Origin of the sequence: Hydrogenophaga sp. (genome assembly GCF_030651625.1) — a bacterium.
In the GTDB taxonomy this organism is placed as follows: Bacteria; Pseudomonadota; Gammaproteobacteria; order Burkholderiales; family Burkholderiaceae_C; genus Hydrogenophaga.
Genome location: NZ_JAUSCF010000017.1, coordinates 42,549 through 61,881, shown reverse-complemented (window position 1 = coordinate 61,881; position 19,333 = coordinate 42,549). Strand labels below are relative to the sequence as shown.

General features: G+C 61.9%; 17 protein-coding genes and 1 other RNA gene. 4 read left to right on the top strand and 14 right to left on the bottom strand.

The genetic code is table 11. The features are described 5' to 3' along the window. Positions 1 to 5: 5 nt before the first annotated feature. The 10 genes from mraZ to dapF form a co-directional block, all read right to left on the bottom strand. Complete coding sequence (gene mraZ, locus Q7V46_RS06070) at positions 6 to 431, bottom strand: division/cell wall cluster transcriptional repressor MraZ (RefSeq protein ID WP_304912625.1); 426 nt, start codon at positions 429 to 431, stop codon at positions 6 to 8. Positions 432 to 767: 336 nt separating this feature from the next. Continuing rightward, positions 768 to 2,108, bottom strand: a complete 1,341-nt coding sequence (hslU, locus tag Q7V46_RS06065) for an ATP-dependent protease ATPase subunit HslU (RefSeq protein WP_304912624.1) — start codon at positions 2,106 to 2,108, stop codon at positions 768 to 770. Between the two features lie 115 nt (positions 2,109 to 2,223). Next, the gene (gene hslV / locus Q7V46_RS06060) at positions 2,224 to 2,769 is read right to left on the bottom strand and encodes an ATP-dependent protease subunit HslV (RefSeq protein WP_304912623.1); all 546 of its coding nucleotides are present in this window, start codon (positions 2,767 to 2,769) and stop codon (positions 2,224 to 2,226) included. Positions 2,770 to 2,915: 146 nt separating this feature from the next. Further along, complete coding sequence (locus Q7V46_RS06055; protein WP_304912622.1) at positions 2,916 to 4,784, bottom strand: STAS domain-containing protein; 1,869 nt, start codon at positions 4,782 to 4,784, stop codon at positions 2,916 to 2,918. A gap of 51 nt (positions 4,785 to 4,835) precedes the next feature. Next, the gene (dksA, locus tag Q7V46_RS06050) at positions 4,836 to 5,558 is read right to left on the bottom strand and encodes an RNA polymerase-binding protein DksA (RefSeq protein ID WP_370690288.1); all 723 of its coding nucleotides are present in this window, start codon (positions 5,556 to 5,558) and stop codon (positions 4,836 to 4,838) included. 708 nt (positions 5,559 to 6,266) lie between these two features. Beyond that, positions 6,267 to 7,331 (bottom strand): GTP-binding protein, encoded by a 1,065-nt coding sequence (locus Q7V46_RS06045; protein ID WP_304912621.1) that lies wholly within the window; start codon positions 7,329 to 7,331, stop codon positions 6,267 to 6,269. Positions 7,332 to 7,503: 172 nt separating this feature from the next. Then, entirely contained in the window at positions 7,504 to 7,938 is a 435-nt protein-coding gene (locus tag Q7V46_RS06040; RefSeq protein ID WP_304912620.1) for a DsrE family protein, read from the bottom strand. 119 nt (positions 7,939 to 8,057) lie between these two features. Continuing rightward, positions 8,058 to 9,101: a tyrosine recombinase XerC gene (locus Q7V46_RS06035; protein ID WP_304912619.1), complete on the bottom strand. Its 1,044-nt coding sequence runs from the start codon at positions 9,099 to 9,101 to the stop codon at positions 8,058 to 8,060. Between the two features lie 33 nt (positions 9,102 to 9,134). Beyond that, positions 9,135 to 9,833, bottom strand: coding sequence for a DUF484 family protein (locus Q7V46_RS06030; protein ID WP_304912618.1), 699 nt, complete (start codon positions 9,831 to 9,833; stop codon positions 9,135 to 9,137). A gap of 54 nt (positions 9,834 to 9,887) precedes the next feature. Further along, a complete protein-coding gene (gene dapF, locus Q7V46_RS06025) occupies positions 9,888 to 10,763 on the bottom strand; it encodes a diaminopimelate epimerase (RefSeq protein WP_304912617.1) in 876 nt (291 codons plus the stop codon). Positions 10,764 to 10,835: 72 nt separating this feature from the next. On the opposite strand from dapF, the gene Q7V46_RS06020 reads away from it, so the two are divergent. Further along, a complete protein-coding gene (locus Q7V46_RS06020) occupies positions 10,836 to 12,557 on the top strand; it encodes an MBL fold metallo-hydrolase (protein WP_304912616.1) in 1,722 nt (573 codons plus the stop codon). Positions 12,558 to 12,623: 66 nt separating this feature from the next. Here the strand turns inward: Q7V46_RS06020 and Q7V46_RS06015 are convergent, their stop codons facing one another. Continuing rightward, positions 12,624 to 13,160, bottom strand: a complete 537-nt coding sequence (locus Q7V46_RS06015) for a Crp/Fnr family transcriptional regulator (protein ID WP_304912615.1) — start codon at positions 13,158 to 13,160, stop codon at positions 12,624 to 12,626. A gap of 471 nt (positions 13,161 to 13,631) precedes the next feature. On the opposite strand from Q7V46_RS06015, the gene Q7V46_RS06010 reads away from it, so the two are divergent. Then, positions 13,632 to 14,312, top strand: a complete 681-nt coding sequence (locus tag Q7V46_RS06010; RefSeq protein WP_304912614.1) for a Crp/Fnr family transcriptional regulator — start codon at positions 13,632 to 13,634, stop codon at positions 14,310 to 14,312. A 13-nt stretch (positions 14,313 to 14,325) separates the two neighbouring features. Here Q7V46_RS06010 and rnpB read toward each other — a convergent pair. Beyond that, positions 14,326 to 14,687: RNase P RNA component class A (gene rnpB / locus Q7V46_RS06005), an RNA gene on the bottom strand. Positions 14,688 to 14,754: 67 nt separating this feature from the next. Between rnpB and Q7V46_RS06000 the strand changes: the two genes are divergently transcribed. Continuing rightward, positions 14,755 to 16,584 carry an NAD(P)/FAD-dependent oxidoreductase gene (locus tag Q7V46_RS06000; protein WP_304912613.1) on the top strand — a complete coding sequence of 610 codons (1,830 nt, stop codon included), beginning with the start codon at positions 14,755 to 14,757 and terminating at the stop codon, positions 16,582 to 16,584. Positions 16,585 to 16,694: 110 nt separating this feature from the next. Further along, entirely contained in the window at positions 16,695 to 17,330 is a 636-nt protein-coding gene (locus Q7V46_RS05995) for a glycine zipper 2TM domain-containing protein (protein WP_304912612.1), read from the top strand. Positions 17,331 to 17,477: 147 nt separating this feature from the next. Here Q7V46_RS05995 and htpX read toward each other — a convergent pair whose 3' ends face one another. Further along, complete coding sequence (gene htpX, locus Q7V46_RS05990) at positions 17,478 to 18,347, bottom strand: protease HtpX (protein WP_304912611.1); 870 nt, start codon at positions 18,345 to 18,347, stop codon at positions 17,478 to 17,480. A 184-nt stretch (positions 18,348 to 18,531) separates the two neighbouring features. Beyond that, entirely contained in the window at positions 18,532 to 19,332 is an 801-nt protein-coding gene (locus Q7V46_RS05985; protein ID WP_304912610.1) for a DUF3025 domain-containing protein, read from the bottom strand. Between the last annotated feature and the right edge of the window lies 1 nt (position 19,333).

Sequence of the window (19,333 nt, the reverse complement as noted above, 5' to 3'; positions counted from 1 at the left end):
GACCTTCAAAAAGAAAAGTCCTTCAAGACATCCGGCATCTCGGCCTTCATGGCCTCTGCTTCCTTCTCTGCGTACGTTGCAGCATCCCAGAGTTCGAGGAACGATCCCATCCCCAGCAGGATGGCATCTTTGGTGATGCCTGCGGCCTGACGCAGTTCGGGCGAAATCAGCACCCGCCCGGACCCGTCCATTTCAAGATCCATCGCATTGCCCAGAAACACGCGCTTCACCCACTGCAGATTCATGGGCATTTCCGCAAACTGGCTGCGGAACGCTTCCCAGGCGGGCTGGGGGAATATCATCAGGCAACCATGAGGGTGTTTGGTGATCGTGAGCAGGCTGCCATCCACACTCAGTGCCGCACGATGCCGCGTAGGGACGGAGAGCCGCCCCTTGGCATCGAGACTGAGAGATGAAGCACCCTGGAACACTGCGATCAATCCTTAAAAGACACTTTTCACCACTTAATTGCACTTTTTCCCACTTTATCAGGAATTCCCAAGCGTGCAATGGGGAGTTCGTCAAAATTTTTGTAATGAAATCAACCACTTAGCACCGAAATTGGAAGCCAATTTGCCCAAAAATGCAGCAAAAGCAAGCACTTACAACCATCTCTGCATGTGATGCCTCATAAATTCGCAGGTCTGGCGAATTTGTAAAGACAAGTCAGGGAGCGACCGGACCTCGTGCAGGGTCCCGGATCGACATAGGCGAAAAAAAACCGCTCCATCCATCAGATGGGCGGTTTGGCAGGAAGAATCGACCGCTCAGAGGATGTAGCGCGACAGGTCTTCGTTGCGGCTGAGTTCACCCAGCCGTCCGTCCACATAGGCTGCATCCACCGAAATGGTTTGCCCTTGCAGACGGGCCGCATCAAAGCTGACCTCATCCAGCAAATGCTCCATCACCGTGGACAAGCGACGAGCACCGATGTTTTCGGTGCGCTCGTTCACATCGCAGGCGATCTGGGCCAGGCGACGGATCCCTTCTGCATCAAATTCCAGGGTCACACCTTCAGTGGCCAGCAGGGCCTGGTACTGCCGCACCAGTGAAGCGTGGGTTTGCGTGAGGATGGCTTCAAAATCGTCCACAGACAGCGACTGCAGTTCCACCCGGATCGGAAAGCGGCCCTGCAACTCGGGGATCAGGTCGCTGGGCTTGGAGAGATGGAAGGCCCCGCTGGCAATGAACAGGATGTGATCGGTCTTGACCATGCCGTACTTGGTGGTCACGGTCGTGCCCTCCACCAGAGGCAACAGGTCCCGTTGCACCCCCTGGCGTGACACATCGGCTCCGCCCGCATCGCTGCGCGAAGCCACCTTGTCGATCTCGTCGATGAAGACAATGCCGTTCTGCTCTGCGTTGTGCAGAGCACGGGTCTTGATCTCTTCTTCGTTGACCAGCTTGCCCGCTTCTTCCTCGATCAGCAGTTTCATCGCCTCGGCGATCTTGAGCTTGCGTACCTGGCGTTTGCCTGCACCGATCTGGCTGAACATGCCTCGCAGTTGCTCCGCCATTTCCTCCATACCCGAAGGACCCATGATTTCCATGGTCGGCCGGGCTTCGGCCAGGTCGATTTCAATTTCCCGGTCATCGAGCGAACCTTCCCGCAACTTTTTGCGGAAGGTCTGTCGTGCGGTGCTCTCCGGGGTGGGCGTGACAGCGCCCGATGCCTCTGCGGCGCCGCTGCGGGGTGGTGGAATCAGTGCATCCAGGATGCGATCTTCAGCAGCATCTTCCGCCCGGGAGCGCAATTTTTTCATCTCCTGTTCACGAGTCTGCTTGACCGCGATTTCAGCCAGATCGCGGATGATGGCGTCCACGTCCTTGCCGACATAGCCCACCTCGGTGAACTTGGTGGCTTCCACCTTGATGAAAGGCGCATCGGCCAGCCGGGCAAGCCGGCGGGCAATCTCGGTCTTGCCGACGCCTGTCGGGCCAATCATGAGGATATTTTTGGGTGTGATTTCACCCCTCAGCTTTTCATCCACCTGCTGACGGCGCCAACGGTTGCGCAGAGCGATGGCAACCGCTCGCTTGGCCGCTTTTTGGCCAATGATGAATCGATCCAGTTCGGAGACGATCTCCTGAGGCGTCATGGAAGACATGGGCTAGGTAGGTGTGAAGAAAGCCGCAGCGCGGCATCAGGTGGGAGATCGAGAACGGGGACCCTGCGCGTCCTGCCTGTTGCGCTCACAAGGCAATACGCAGGCGTTGCATCCGTCACAAGGTCTCGATGGTGTGGTTCATGTTGGTGTAGATGCACAACTCGCCGGCAATGCCGAGTGACTTTCGAACGACATCTTCAGCGCTCAGTTCGGTGTGGTCAATCAGGGCCTTGGCGGCCGCCTGCGCATAGGCACCACCCGAACCGATCGCCACGATGCCGTGCTCGGGTTCGAGCACATCGCCGTTGCCAGTGATGATCAGCGACGCGGTCTTGTCAGCCACGGCGAGCATGGCCTCCAGGCGCCGCAGCACGCGATCGGTCCGCCAGTCCCGGGTGAGCTCGATCGCCGCCCGCACCAGGTGCCCCTGGTGCTTCTCCAGCTTGGCTTCAAAGCGCTCGAAGAGCGTGAAGGCGTCGGCAGTGGCGCCCGCAAATCCGGCCAGCACCTGATCCCGGTACAGCTTGCGCACCTTGCGCGCAGTGCCCTTGACCACGATATGGCCCAGCGTGACCTGACCGTCGCCTCCGATGGCCACCTGCACACCCTCGGGGGTCTGGCGGCGCACGCAAACAATGGTGGTTCCGTGAAATGATTCCATAGATATGGGAGATGGGGATGGTCAGCTTGATGTCAAGCCGGGAAGTGGACGAAGGGCAATGCCACGGAGCGGCCCTTCGACAAGCTCGGAAGGGTGTACCTGTGCCGGCTCGCGAAGAAGGTCACGCCGCAAGCGGCGACGCTGGGTCAATCGTTCCGAACAACCACTTTGGCGTACTCGGTGATACCGATCACGTGGAAAAAAGCCGACACCAAACGGTGTGCATCAACGAATTGCACCGCCCGCCCTTGCGCATAGTGACCCGACACCCAGTTGAGCAACGTGCCGGCAGCCGAGAAATCCACCCTGATGAGGTTGCGACAGGAGATGATCATCACATCGGCCCCTTTCAGCCGCCGCTCCAGGGCTTCCAGAGTGGCTTGCGGATCGCCCTGGATTTCGCCAGAAAGCTCCACCAAGCCCACCTGATTGAATTCCGAGTTCTGGCTGTCTTGCACCGAGTCACCTGGATACCCTGAGGCCACCTGCTCCATCTGTACCTCACCCAGCACCGATTGACCACTTTCATCGACCTTCTGGCTCACCGAGCGAAAGTGACACTGGGGCTGCTCCCACCCGGGAGGCGAGACTTCGTAGGTCACACAGAAATCCAGTGCGGTGAGCTCGAACTCATCAGCGCGATTCATGACACGCAGCACAGCGAGACGCAACTCCCACCAGAGTTGCTCAACATCGCGTCGACCGGAAGGTGTCAGATTCTTCAGGAGTTCACGCAAGCTCGAAGAACCGAGGAAGCGCAACTCCACCTCCTGGTCACCCCACAGCGTAAAGACGCCCAACAGAGCTTTCGCCGCCTTGTTGTCCATGGCCTCGATCTGCGACCAGTCCAGCACCCAGGGTTGCGGTACCCGCAGGAGAACATTCTGCAGCGTGCCCACTGCGTGGGCATCGACTTCGGCATCACACACCCAGGCAGCCCTGCCCGAGCTTGCAGACGGTGTGTACTTCTTTCCCGACAGCTTGGTGACCAAGTCGGGCATGTCGAACCACTGGGGTGCAGAACGACTGAAGCGATTCACGAAATCAACTGCCTGACTCTCAAATGGCGCCAACTGTCCCGTGGCCCGGTACAGATCAAACAGCGCGAGCCAGTCATCCTGCTGTTCGACACGGGCACCACCGTCACCCAGAACCTCCAGCAATCCCTGCTCCGCGCCTGCGTCATCCCCATTGGCGAATCGGATGGCCGCCTCTTCCACCTCGGGGTCCTGGACGATTTCCTGCACATCCAATGCAAAAAAGTGCGAAGCGGAAAAAGCGGGCTTGGCCTCCGATCCGGTGCTCGGCTTGGCCGGAGCCATCAACCCGGTCCGAGTGACGGGCGAAATCGAAGTGCCCTGCCTTTCCTGAGTTGTGGACTCGCTGTCACGTGCATGAAGCACGGCCTCTTGAGGCTGCACGACCGGCATCTCGGGCGGCGGCACAGGTGGCGAACCGGCAACCAATGGATCAAGCCCGGCACTGGTCGTTGGCAGATTCGAAGGCTCTGTTTCTTTGTACTGTTGGCGTCTGCGAAGGGCCTCCGGATCCGGCGGAGCTGCCTTGAATCCAGGATTGGCAGCCAACTCCTGCGGTGCGCTACCGGCTGCGTTGCCCCCACTGTTGAGGCTGGAACCTGTGGCCGATGAGTCGGGCCCTTTGGTTTTCCACCACTGCATCGACATCTGGGCTTCGATTTCGTCGATCTTCTTCAAGGTCATGGCCCGGTCGTCCGGCTTGGACGGCAGGCTGCTCTGGAAGAATGAGGGACGTACACCCGGCCCTTCGGCCCCCGAAGCCTCACGGCTGCGGATCTTGCGCAGCATGTCGAATTCACGCTTGCGCACGAAGTCGTTGCGGCGCTTGCGCTCAATCATTTCCTTGAGTGCGGCCTTGCTGTATTCGCTTTCGCGATCGGCAGATCGCGTGTCCAGATCCGACCAGCTGGTGGTCGGATGCCGGACAAACTTCACCACCTTGGACAGAAAGCCGCCGTTGGAATCGTCCTTGGCCATGTCAGGTGAAGAATGTTGAACGTGTGGAAAAAGCGCAATGCGAAGGCAAAATCAATCGCCAAACATTTTTTGCTTGAGCTCGCGTCGCTGCTGTGCCTCCAGCGAAAGGCTGGCGGTGGGACGAGCCATCAGACGGCCTACGCCGATGGCTTCGCCCGTCTCCTCACAATACCCGTAGTCGCCCGAGTCGATTCGGCCAATGGCCTGCTCGATTTTCTTGAGCAGCTTTCGTTCGCGGTCACGCGTGCGCAGCTCAAGCGCGTGCTCTTCTTCGATCGTGGCCCGGTCTGCCGGGTCGGGCACAACCACGGTGTCTTCGCGCAAATGCTCGGTGGTCTCACCGGCATTGGCCAGCATGTCGGCCTTGAGCTGGGTGAGCTTGAGCCTGAAAAATGCGAGTTGCACATCGTTCATGTACTCGCTGTCGGGCATGGCCTGCACGTCCTGGTCCGTCAACTTGTCAACAGACAGGCTTTTCCAGTTGTTGGCCCGCTTGGGGTCTTTCTGGATGGATGAGGGCACGGGAGGAGTCATTACGGCACGTTCGTTCATGGTGGAAAAGGTCGCCTTGGCGGCATCGGGTGCGTGGGTGGGTACCACGGCAGCCTGCGTCATCTGCTCCATCATCACCTTCTTGGCGGCGCGTTTGCCCAATGGCCGCGGCGTGGGCTCGATCGGGGTGGGCGCCACAGCGGCTTTGGCGGGCGCGGGCGCACGTTTCTCGGTTGTTGATGGCACAGGCGGTTTGGTCGGCACGTTGGGTTTGGAAGCCACCACGGGTGGACTGGATGGCTTTTGGATGGCCGGTTTCTGGGGACTGGAGCCTTTGGGTGGCGCCTTGGTCGCAACCTTGATCGGCGCCTTGGCGGCGGGTCGGCTTGGTGCTGCCTGGCTGGCTGGCTTGTTCGCTGATTTGGGAATGACCTTGGCCGCCGCCTTTGGGACAGCCTTGCTCACGGTTTTCACGGCGACCTTTTTGGCTGGCGGTTTGGATACAGACGCATTCTTGCCAGTTGTCACAGCGGAGGCAGAGGGCTTTGAAGCCTTCGCCTTGGCAGGCGACGCCAGCTTGGCGCCCGTTTTTCCAGCGGACGCGGCTGCTGACGGACGGCCTTTGGCCCCCGACGCGGTCGGTTGGGCGGTTTTGGCTGTCCTGGTGGCCGGGGCTTTCACAACGGGTCTCCTCTCAGATCCTGACAATGCTCGGTCTTCGGGCAGGTGAGAAGCTGAGACCGGGGTCTTTCGCGCCGCACCGCTGGCCGGACGGGCCGGCGTTGACGTTGTTATACCTGCTTTGGAATGGCGCTGAACCTCTGGCGACACCCGACCGGGCTGGACTGCAATCTTGGGGCGCGATTGTAACGAAGCTGCGTCTCGCGAAGTCGACGCCTTGCCAGCAGGAAAACCCAATCGTTGGAGAAGCGAGACAAACAACACGGTCAGTCCTGGTTCGTTTGGTGATGGCCAGGCGGTCGAATGGGATCAAACAAGCGACTGATCAAGCCCCTGGACCAGAATGTCCTTGGGAAGATCGAGCCCGATGAAAACCATCTTGCTGGTCCGGGGTTCGCCATCCGCCCAGGCAGGACCCAGGTCGCTGCCCATGAGTTGGTGCACTCCCTGGAAAATCACCTTGCGGTCGGTGCCTTCCATGTCAAGCACCCCCTTGTAGCGCAGCATGCGCGGACCATACACCTGCACGATGGCGCCAAGGAAGTCTTCGAGCTTGGCCGGGTTGAACGGCCTGGTGGCCCGGTAAACAAAACTCTTCACGTCGTCATCGTGGTGGTGGTGATGCCCGTGTCCGCCGTCGCCATGGTGGGAAGGATGGTCACAGTGCTCCCCGTGGGCATGATCGTGGTCGTGATGCTCATGGTCATGCCCATCATCGGTCTTGAGAAAGTCGGGATCAATGTCGAGTTTGGCGTTGAGGTTGAAGCCGCGCAGATCGAACACGTCCTTGATCGCCACTTCGCCAAAATGCACCGCGCGCATGGGGGCGCGCGGGTTCATGTGCTTGAGTCGGTGAATCAGGGCATCGACCTCGCCCGGCTCCACCAGGTCGGCCTTGCTGATGAACACCTGGTCCGCGAAACCCACCTGACGACGGGCTTCCTGGCGGTCGTTCAATTGCTGGGCCGCGTGCTTGGCGTCGACCAGGGTGATGATCGCATCGAGCAGATATTGCTCGGCGACCTCGTCGTCCATGAAGAAGGTCTGCGCCACCGGGCCAGGATCGGCCAGGCCCGTGGTCTCGATCACCACGCGCTCGAAATCCAGCTCGCCTTTGCGTTTTTTCTGTGCCAGGTCCTGCAGGGTGGCGCGCAAGTCGTCCCGAATGGTGCAGCAGATGCACCCGTTGCTCATCTGGATGATGTTCTCCGTGGTGTCGGCCACCAGGATTTCATTGTCGATGTTCTCTTCGCCGAACTCGTTCTCGATCACCGCAATCTTCTGCCCATGGGCCTCACTGAGCACGCGCTTGAGCAAAGTGGTCTTTCCGGAGCCGAGAAAACCGGTGAGGATGGTGGCAGGAATGAGGGACATGGCAGGCGGCGTTCAGACGTGCAAATGGGGCGGTGCGCAGCCGGGGAGTGTATTCGACCCGCCATGCCATTGGAGTGCTGGCTCCCATGGCCTCACGAAAGGAGCGGACAGACCGATCCGCCGGCCTTTGCCAGAAAATCCCGTGCGGCGGAGCGATGCGTGCTTCCTGGGCTCAGGGGCGAAGGTAGACGAATCCCTCGCGCGCTTGCAGCCTGGCCACTTCGGCCACCCCCGAAGGAATCACCTTGGCCTCCATGGCGACTTTGGCCGCGTCGATCTTGCGGGAGACAAGGGTGTTGTTGCACACGCGGAACTCGACGCCTTTGGCCGCAAGATCACCGATGGCGCCGGCAAACGGCTGGTCCATCTGGTTGGTGGCACCCTCCAACAGGAAGTCGATGCCAAGCCCGTGCGTGACCACCACGATTTTGGCGGTCGGGTCCGCCGCCAGGTGGTTGCGGATGTTGTTGACGGCCCTGGAGGCCTGGGGGATGCCTTCGCTCATGTGGTAGACGACCTTGATGGCCTCTTGCGATTGAGCCTGAGCCGACGTGGCAAGCACCGCGACAACGAAAAGAGATTTGAAGAACGTAAACAGCTTGGGCATGGGATTCTCCTGGAGATTGGAATACAACAACTTGCTTATATGTAGATTATCGGGAGGCGGCGTTTGCAAGACAGCGGGAATACCCCCGGATTCGCCGGCGAACTGCCCATATTTCCTATCTATCGGTTGCGGGGCCTTGCGGGTGTGTCCGGCGAGCGAGCTTTCGCGTTCAAATCGGTCACATCGTCCTCTGTGCTCTCAGTCGACAGCAAATCCCCCTTCCCCTTCAGCGATGCGCGAGGATGTGATGCATCGTAAACCTTGGCCAGATGCTGGAAGTCCAGCCGGGTATAGACCTGCGTGGTGCTGATGCTGGCGTGACCCAGCAGTTCCTGCACGGCCCGCAGGTCGCCACTGGATTGCAGCACATGGCTGGCAAAAGAATGACGCAACATGTGCGGATGCACCGGCGTGGCAAGGCCGGCAAGCCGGGAGCGGCGTTTGAGTCTCACGCGGATGTGCTGCGGCGTCAGGCGCTGACCGCGGGCGCCAACAAAAAGCGCCTGCGAATCGCTCGCTTGCGGCCCCAGCCAGGTCTTGCGCGCTTCCAGCCACAAGGCCAACGCCTGCAAGGCAGCGCTACCCACCGGCACACTGCGGCGTTTGGCGCCCTTGCCCAGCACATGGGCTTCACCATCGGGCAGGTCGATCCAGCCTCTCGCATTCGGGCCAGCCTGAACATCCAGCCCGACCAGCTCACCAATGCGCAGACCGCATCCGTACAGCAATTCGGTGATGCACCGATCGCGAGCCTCCAGTGCGGGCGAGTCTGTCTCGGCCACAAATGCCGCCAGTTGCACCGACTCGTCCACACCGAGTGCCTTGGGCAACGGTTTGCCCGCTTTGGGCGCGCGCACGTCCTGTACCGGGTTGTGGTCGATCAGGCCCTGCCGTCCCATCCAGTGGAACAGGCCACGCCATCCCGAGAGAATCATTGCGATGCCTCGCGGACTGCGCCCGCCGCTGTGCATCTGGGCCACCCAGCGCCGGATGTGGGTGTTTTGCACTTCGGTCAATGAAAGCCCGGCTTCCGACACTTTGTCGGTCAGCTTGTCCAGGTCCAGGGCGTAAAGCGCCAGCGTGCGATCGGCAAGGCGCTTCTCCACGCGCGCATGGCTCAGGTAGGCGAAAACCAGTTCGGCGTTACTGGCGGTGTGGGTCACGGCATCAAGGCCAGATCGCAAGAACTGACAGAATCAATCCAGCTGCGGCTCGACCACTGGCCGCAAGCGGGAGAGCGCCGCACTGGTGAGCTCACCGATGCGCTCAAGGAAGTCGGTGCCCATGTCGGAGGCGAAGCGATGCGGATCGGCCGACGCCAGCACCAGCAGACCAAAGGCCTGAGGGGCAATGCCCGCTCGCAGCGGGATCAGCGCCAGCGACGCCGCCGTCGACGGATCAAACAGCCACTGTGCCGCCTCCAAGCCTGGATTGGCACCGCAGTATGGCAGTGTCAGCGACGAAGCAAACGACATCACGTCGTCGCTGGCACCCTGGGCAAACGATTCGTGCTCGAACTCTGGCGACACCCCCCAAACCTTGATGGCGACCTGCGGCACCAGAAACTGCTCGGCAATCTCGCGCGAAATGACCTCTGGCAGATCACGCGCCTCCCGCGTCAGCAACAGCTCCCGCGTCCACCGTTGCAGCTTGTCGGCAATGGTGGTGTTTTCGTGCCCATGGCGGATCATTTCAGCCGCCTTCAGTTCAAGGCCACGAATTTTTTCCCGAAGCATTTCAGCCTGGCGTTCCTGGAGGCTCACAGCGCGATGCCCATGCGGGCTGGTCAGTTGCACCGCCGCCAGCAGCCCGGCATGGCGCTCGAAAAAATCGGGGGTGTTGGACAGGTAGTCGGCGATGTCGTCTTCGGTGATCGGTGGAATGGGGTTGTGCATATTGAATCTCTCTGTTTCGCACCTTGAATCGGCGCATGGCAAGGGTGTGAATGATCAGTCGACATCGGGCACGTCGATTTCGCCCTCGAAAACGGTGGTGGCTGGACCGGTCATCAGCACCGGCGCCGCGTGAGTGGCATCGTCTTGCCACGCGATGGTGAGCATGCCGCCATGGGTCTGCACATCGACTTCGTTGTCGAGCAAGCCCAGACGAATACCGGCGACCACCGCCGCGCAGGCGCCGGTGCCGCAGGCCAGCGTTTCGCCGGTGCCACGCTCAAAAACACGAAGGCGGATGTGGCTGCGGTCCACCACCTGAAGGAAGCCGGCATTCACACGCGCAGGAAAGCGCGGGTGCGTTTCAATCTGGGGGCCCCAGTCCAGTACCGGGGCTGTGTCCGCGTCGTCGACCAGCATCACGGCATGCGGGTTGCCCATGGACAGCACAGACACCAGCACCTGGCGGTCGGTGCCGAGGGTCAGCGGCCATTGTTCCCATGCACCACAGGTCTGTGCATCAATGCCCTGGCTGTTGAACGGAATGCGGTCCAGCTCAAACACCGGCGGACCCATGTCGACGGTGACACGGCCGTCTTCGTTGAGTCGGAGGCTGAGTTCACCTTTCTGCACCTTCACCCGCACCGGGTTGCGGTCGGTCAAGCCCTTGTCGCGCACATAACGCACGAAGCAGCGTGCCCCATTGCCGCAATGTTCGACCTCACCGCCGTCTGCGTTGTGGATGATGTATTCAAAATCCAGCCCGGGACCGGGTGACGGCCGCACGGTCAGGATCTGGTCAGCGCCGACGCCGAAATGGCGGTCGGCCAGCCAGCGGTACTGCGCCCTGTTCAGGCCCAGGGAGGCCCGCGTCTCGTCCAGCACGACAAAGTCGTTGCCTGCGCCCTGCATTTTTGTGAACCGGATGTGCATCTTGGGATTATCGGCCCAGCCCCGCCGTGCAAGGTACAGCGTGGAGAATCGCTTTCCAGCAAAATGCGCTCCATGGTTCGCCCCACCCAACTCCTCCACCCTCAACGAGATCCAGCGCCACTGCGGCTTGCGGCCACGGTGCTGTTGCTGCGCGACTCGCCCGACGCCCAGCGACCCAGCATCGAAGTGCTGATGACACGGCGCTCCATGACCGCCAGCTTTGCGCCCGGCGCCTACGTGTTCCCGGGCGGCGGCATCGATGCCGCCGATGCACAAATGCACGGACAGGCCACCCGCAGACCCACCCAGAGCAACCTGCACCTCACACAGGCCATTGCCGCGATCCGCGAGAGTTTTGAAGAACTGGGTGTGCTGCTGGCGCACCGGGCAGATGGATCGACTGTGGACGCCAGCGACATTGCCTTGCTGGACCGCAACGCACCACTCGCGCCGCAGTGCACCCTGCGCGGCCTGACGCTGGGGGCGGCAGACGTTTTCGTGCTGGCCCACTGGATCACCGACCGCGACCTGCCGCGCCGGTTTGACGTGCCCTTTCTGGTGGCGCGCATGCCCGAAGGCCAGGTGCCTGTGGCCGACGAATCCGAGCAGTTTGAACCGGTCTGGGTGCGGCCGGCCGATGCACTGGCACGGCACGAAGCAGGCAGCTTCTTCATCATCTTTCCCACTATCCGCACGCTCGAGCGTCTCCAGGCACATGCCGATGTGCAATCGGTGCTGGACGCCTGTGCCGTCAATGACCAGCCGCTGTGGACCAGCTGCCCACGCGCCGGCCTGATGAATGGACACGAGTCGCGCCACATGGAACACGAACCGCCGTTTGGCGAACTCGCGCTGGTGAGCCCGGACGGCCAGATTGTGCACAGCCTGGACTGGCAGCACGAACGCGCCGTGCCCTTGCTCAAGAACGTGCAGCGCCTGACCGCACCCAACCCGGGCTTCATGACCGGCCCCGGCACCAACAGCTATGTGGTTGGCGATCCCGCCACAGGCCACATCGTGATCGACCCGGGCCCGGACGATGCGGCACACATTGAGCGCCTGTGGCGCGCTGCAGGCGGGCGCATCCAGGCCATCGTCTGCACCCACTCGCACCCTGATCACTCACCCGGTGCCCCCAGGCTGCAAGCCATGTGCGTGGCCGCCGGCCTGAGCCGACCGCCGATCATGGGGCTGCCCAGCCTGCCCACGGCCCGCGAAAACAGCCGATTTGTGCCCGAGCATTCGCTGGCCGACGGTGAGCAGCTCGTGTTGTCCGGACGGTCGGGCGAAACCACTGTCAGCCACACGCTGGAGGTGATTCACACCCCGGGTCATGCGGCCAACCACCTGTGCCTGTTGCTGATCGAGGACGGACTGTTGTTCACCGGCGATCACATCCTCAATGGCAGCACCACCGTGATCGACCCGCCGGATGGCAGCATGGGCGCCTACCTTGAATCGCTCGACAAACTGGCCAACCGGTGTCACCAAAACAGTGTCGAATTCATCTTGCCTGCGCATGGCTACGTGCTCGGCGATCTGAAGGCCGGTGCGGATGAAGCCGGCGGGCCTGCAGAGGGCGGCGCGCTGCGCGCCATTGCCCAATTGAAAGCGCATCGGCTTCAGCGTGAAGCCAAAGTGGCGCGCGCCATGCAGGCGTTCCCGGAGGGTCCGGCGGACGAATGGGTGCGGATGGCCTACGACGATGTACCAGAACGCCTGTGGCCGGTGGCCAAACGTTCCTTGATGGCTCATGTGGAGCGACTGCAAAGCCTGGGTGGGTTCAACCTGTGAGAGCCTGAGTCGATGGTCTGAGTCGATGGTCTGAGAGTGGCGCGCAGTTGCTCACCTCCGGACCGTTCAGTTCTGGTGAAGCGGTTTCCGGTAGTACATACCCTTGGCAGGGGCATGACAACCGCAAGAGCGTGCCTGGAGCAAGGCGCGATCCGGCACCACCAGGCGTCCCGGCTCGCACTCCAGGGCACCGAGACCCATCAACTGCGCAGCCGCTTCCGTCAGTTCACCGTTTGAGACCGCCAACAGGGGTGCCAACTCAGCCAGGTCGATCGCCAGTTCATCCTCGGGCAGTCGATCCAGGGCGGTGAGCAGCCAGCGGGACAGGCGCTGTTCGACGCCATGGTGTTTTTGGCAGGAGGCCGTCTGCGAGACTTGCGAAGCGAGCGACAGCATGTGGGCCACCGTGACCCTGACCACTTGATCAGCACCCACCCCGGCGGCAGACACAGCGCTGGTGGGCACACGCCAGGCAAATCCTGGCTGAAGGACCACAGCCCGATTCGTTTCGACGCCCGCCCCCAGGAGAGCTGCAACCTCCACCACGCCGTCGTTCCCGACCAGCGCCACCGGCACCTCACCGCCACCATCTGCAGTCTGCATCAAAACCACCAGGGCACTGGTTGGAAAGTAGATGTGAAGTGCCACAACACCTTGGGCGTGCAGGACGTCGCGCGCTGACAGTTCGACCAGTTCGAGTTGTTCTGTCCAGGGAAGTTGATCCGCTTGGGCAAGGGCTGAAAGCACTCGGTTGAAGGTTGGCTGGGCTGGCAAAGGGTGCTCCCGCCCGCAGGCGTGTTGGGGTGCGGGGCCGACATGACCGGGCGCTCGACAGTGTATGAGCAATGACGCGGTGAAATGTTCGATACCGAACACAGATCGCCGTGTCACCTTGTCGGGACCTTCCCATGGACGTTCAGCCAGCGCATCGAACGACCTGGGTGTCCGGCGAAGTGTGGCAAATTGCAGCGTGCCCGCCACGTACACTGCTCGGGCGCAACCGCCCACCTGCACGGCCGCCCGGGCCTCGCGCTCCGCTCACGTGTTGAACTTGAAACATTAACGGGACCCACATTGACCCTCACGCACAACGGCCTCGTGGCCCAATTGGCCACGGATGACCAGCGGATGCTTGAACGTCTCTGCAAGCCCGTTGAACTGCAGACGGGGGACATCCTGGCAGCCCCGCACATGGCTGATGGGCATGTGCATTTCCTGATCAGCGCGTGCGTGGCCCTGGTGGTTCGTCACTCGGACGGCAGTGGCCTGGCTGTGGGCCTGACGGGTAAGGAGGGTGCGGTGGGCCTGCAACATGCCCTGGGCATGGGCTCAGGCAATCTCACACTGCAGGTACAACGCGGCGGGATGGCTTTTCGCGCCGACGGCGAGGCGATGCAGCGGTTGGTCGGGCGTCGCTCCAACCTGCTGCGTGCGTTCGCCATCTATCTGTGGCACTTTTCCCAGGATCTGGCTTCCATTGCCGCTGCGTCCCAGACCCATGACATCAAGTCCCGTCTGGCGAGCTGGATCCTGATGAGCCACACCCGCAATGAACACGACGATCTTTTGCTCACCCATGCCCACCTCGCCGACATGCTCGGCGTGCGCCGCGCTGGTGTCACGATGGCTGCCGTCGAACTCAAGAACGCGGGCCTGGTGGACTACCAGCGTGGGCGCATCCACATTCTGGATCTGGACGGCTTGCGCGGTGTGGCCAGGCGACCCGCGCCGGGCAATGGTCCACCGCCAGCATGAGGCATCGTCGAAAGTGTGAAGCGCGCCGTTACGCCGGATTCTGTGCGTTCGGACCCCTCTTGCGAAGACCCCGAACGTGACCGCCATTCATCTGGGCCGGGGGTCGCCCACCCGGCTCGGTGCTACCTACCCGCCAACTCCGCGGAACCACGTCAACGTTGGCCTATTTGGTATTGCTGCGCGTAGAGATTGCCCGTTTCACCCGCACTGAAGCGGCTCGTCTCTGTTGCTCTGATCCTCACCTTAGGGCCCTTGGAGCGAACTCCTCAAGCTGATCGGTGGAGAGGTGTTACCTCCTACGCTGTCCTGTGCAGTCCGGACGTTCCTCCAGTGCGCCCTTTCGGGCCTTGCACCAGCGACGGTCTGGCGCGCTTCACCCCGGTATTATCAGTGCCTGGCTGCCCGCATGCAGCGCACTGCTTGATAAATACAAGCCTCCACCATGATCCGCCTCTCCGAACTCAAGATTCCGCTGGCAGACGTGCCTGCCGAACACCGGCGCGCGTCCGACGCACCCGCCGAAACCGATCTCGATCGCACGCCACCACCCCACCCGGTGCAAGCGCTCACCGAGCTGGTCGCGCACAGGCTGGGCATTCCAACCGAAGCCATCAAGGGCTTGCAGGTGTTCAAGCGCAGTTTCGATGCCCGCAAGGCCGAACTGCTGGCGGTCTACATCGTGGATGTGTCGCTGGTGGATCCCTCGGAGGAAGCAGCGCTGCTGCAATCGCACAAGGACGACGCGCACATCCTCGCAACACCGGACATGACCTGGCTGGCACCCGTGCGGGCGCCGGTCGGCTGGTCCGTTGAAGAGAGCGACCGACCGGTGGTGGTTGGTCTGGGACCTTGCGGCCTGTTTGCGGCGCTGGCGCTGGCCCAGATGGGACTGCGCCCCATCGTGCTTGAGCGCGGCAAACCGGTCCGTCAACGCACCAAGGACACCTGGAGCCTTTGGCGCCACGGCGTGCTGGACCCTGAGAGCAACGTGCAGTACGGCGAAGGCGGTGCTGGACTTTTCTCAGATGGCAAGCTTTACAGCCAGATCAAGGACCCGCGCTTCCTGGGTCGCAAGGTGATGCAGGAATTCGTGGAGGCTGGCGCGCCGGCCGAGATCCTGTACGCCGCCCACCCCCACATCGGTACGTTCAAACTGGTCAGGATAGTGGAGACGATGCGTGAAAAAATCGTTGCGCTGGGCGGTGACATCCGTTTTCAGCACCGCGTGTGCAATGTGCAGATGACCCCCCTGGATGGAGCGCAACAGTTGAGCGGCCTGACAGTTCAGAGGCTGGACACGGGCGAGATGTTCGACATGCCGGTGAAGCGGGTGGTGCTGGCGCTGGGTCACAGCGCGCGCGACGCCTTTGCCATGCTGTTCGACGCCGGTGTGTACATGGAAGCCAAGCCGTTTTCGGTGGGCTTTCGCATCGAACATCCCCAGAGCGTCATCGACCGCGCGCGCTGGGGTCGCCATGCCGGGCACCCCCTGCTGGGCGCAGCCGACTACAAGCTGGTGCACCACGCAAAGAATGGCCGTGCGGTGTACAGCTTCTGCATGTGCCCGGGCGGCACGGTGGTGGCTGCCACCTCTGAGGCCGGCCGGGTCGTCACCAACGGGATGAGCCAGTACTCCCGCAACGAGCGCAACGCCAATGCCGGCATCGTGGTGGGCATCGAGCCTCGTGATTTTCCGCAGGCCTTCCCGCAAGACAAGCCGTTATGGACCGCCGCCTTTGGTGAGACCGACGGCCCACGCTACGCCGCGCAGGCCGAGTCGCTGACCGCCTCGGGAAAGAGCCACCCCCTGGCTGGGGTGGTGATGCAGCGACAGCTCGAGGCCCGGGCCTTTGAGCTGGGTGGAGGCACTTACGAAGCACCCGGGCAGACCGTGGGCGATTTCGTTGCAGGTCACGCATCCACCGAACTGGGCACAGTGACGCCTTCCTACCAACCTGGGGTCAAGCTCGTCGATCTCGCTCAAGCCCTGCCTGCCTACGCCATCGAGGCCCTGCGCGAAGCGCTGCCCGTGTTCGGCCGCAAGATCAAGGGCTACGACATGGCAGACGCGGTGCTCACCGGTGTGGAAACCCGCACCTCGTCGCCGCTGCGCATCACCCGGGGCGTCGACTGCCAGAGCTTGAACACGCGCGGGCTTTTCCCTGCCGGCGAAGGCGCAGGGTATGCGGGCGGAATTCTCTCGGCCGGGGTGGATGGCATCAAGGTGGCAGAAGCCCTGGCCCGCGACATTCCGGGTCTGGTGCAGGCATGAGAGGCCATGTGACAGCGGGTTACATCTCTCCAGGCAGCTTTACACAGGCGCCAATGTCGATTGACATGGGGTGATCACGATAGGGGCTCCAACCAACCAGGAGCTTCATCATGAAAACCTCGTTCAAACCCGTCCTGATTCCCGTCCTTGCCGGCCTGATCGGTCTGAGCGCCAGCGGCCTTGCACAAGCCAAGCAAGAGCGTGCCCGGGTGATCAGCAGCACGCCGGTGGTGCAACAAATCGCCGTTCCACGAGACGTCTGCTACGACGAAACGGTCTATGTGCCGGCTCGCCGGATCGGTGCCGGCGCGGTCATCGGTGGCATCGCCGGTGGCGCCATGGGCAATGCCATTGGCGACGGCAATGGCCGCGCTCTGGCAACGATGATCGGCCTGGTGGGCGGCGCGGTGGTCGGCAACCACATCGAGGCGCCTCGTCACGCGAGCACCCAGGTGGTGCGCAACTGCACCACGCAAACCCATTTTGAGAACCGCACTGTGGGCTACAACGTGGTCTACCGCTACTCGGGGGTGAACTACAACGTGCAAATGCCGCAAGACCCCGGCCGCTATGTGAACGTGAACGTGGCTCCCGCTTACTCGGGCCGTCCTCACCATTCCAATGGCAGGCCCCATGCCATGCAGACACCGGCTGCCACCCGCGTGATGGTCGGCTCCCAGTCCTACACGGCACAGCCAGACATCCAGCCGGTGCACTACCAGGGCGGACACCGCAACTGGCGCTGAGGAAGAAGCATAGAGAGGGAGAGAGAGATGAGCCGGCCCACGCTGGTGCGCTCTCCAACCTCTCATCTGGACGTACGGAAAAAAGAAAGCGACCCGAGGGTCGCTTTCTTTTTGGGGCAAGCCCCTGCCGTCCGACGCGTCCGACGCTTACAGCTTCTGAAGGGCGTCGATGCGCTCTTCCATGGGTGGATGGGTCGAGAACCACTTTCCCAGTTTGCCCGTGATGCCCATGGACTGCATGGTTTTGGGCAGTTCGCCAGGCGTCAGGCCGCCCAGACGGGCCAACGCATTGATCATGGGTTGCTTGCGACCCATCAACTGAGCAGCACCGGCATCTGCACGGAATTCGCGCTGGCGGCTGAACCAGGCCACGATGATGGCGGCCAGAAAGCCCAGCACAATATCCATCACGATGGTGGTCACAAAGTAGCCGATGCCAGGACCGCTGCTGTTGCTGTCACCCTTGCGCAGGAAGCTGTCCACCGCGTAGCCGATCACGCGGCTGAGGAACACCACAAAGGTGTTCATCACACCTTGCACGAGGGTCATGGTGACCATGTCGCCATTGGCCACATGCGCCACCTCGTGGCCAATCACGGCTTCGACCTCTTCCTTGGTCATGCTCTGCAGCAGGCCTGTGGACACCGCCACCAGCGCCGAGTTCTTGAATGCGCCGGTGGCAAACGCGTTGGGGGCGCCGTCGTAGATGGCGACTTCAGGCATGCCGATGCCGGCTTTGGTGGCGAAGGTCTGTACCGTTTGAACGATCCAGGCTTCGTCTGCGGTTTGCGGCTGGTTGATCACTCTGGCCTTGGTGCTGAACTTGGCCATGGGCTTGCTGATCAGCAGGGAGATGATGGCGCCACCAAAACCGATGATCAGCGAGAAGCCCGCCAAAGCAGTCATGTTCAGGCCGTTCGCTGTGAGGAAACGGTCCACGCCCAGGATGCGGGTGGTGATCAACAGCACCGCCATCACGGCGACGTTGGTCAGGACAAACAACATGATGCGTTTCATTTTTTCTCCAGTAATGGCTAAATCCGGGGCGCTCCGGCATGGGCTTGCGATCCGGCAGATGCGCGCAAGGTTCCCGTTTTCACCGGTGTCTCGGGACCGGCATGACCAGTCCGGACAGCGCGCATGATACCGAGGTTTCAGTATGAGGCCGAGGTGCGGAAAATCAAGGAAAACGCCTTGAAATTCAAGACGTTACTGTGCTTGCTGCGGTGGATTGAAGGCGCGGAGCGCGAAACACGGCAGAATCTTCATAAAACCCAGGCGCAGTGTTCTCGGGCCACCAGCCCGGCACACCCAGCACAGGGAGTGGCGTGAACGGTTTGGTGGCCATTTCCTCCCGGTTCAGGCACGCTGCCAGCCACCCGTCCCAGCGAGCCAAATCGCTTCCCAGAAGCGGCGGCACCGGATGCCGGTACACGTGTGCGGTGATCGACTTGTACGGCAGCACCAGTTTCTCCAGCAAGGCATGCCCGAAAAGTACCAGGCGGGCCTCGGACCAGAGCGGACGCAGGGTGACAAAGAGCCGTTGCCAGTCGCGCGCCAGCAGTGCATCCCAGACCGGATCAGGCGCCTGAAGGAGTGCCGCGTTTTCGTCGAACAAGGTCAGGGCATCGCGAACCCTGCCTCGCACAGCACCCACGCCAGCCGCAGCGATTTCCGCCGCCTGCAATTGATTGAGCCGCTTTTTGGTGCACGGAAAGCGCAGCCAGACCAGACCGTTGAAGAAATCGTGCAGGTTGTCCCTTGTGGGCACACAACCGGTCTGGAATATATGGCTCTCGTAGGCTGCACCAGTTGGCAGTTCGCTCTGCGCTACGAAGCGAGGCGGACGATGCGTCCCTGCGAAACCCACGGTCCCCACGCGTTCATTCAATGCGTGCGACAAGACGGCGCCTGCGCCCCACCGCTGGCGAACGGCCTCGCCATTGGCAGCGACCGCTGAAAACCAGGGTCGCTCCCATTGGAGCTCCTGAGCCAGGCTCATG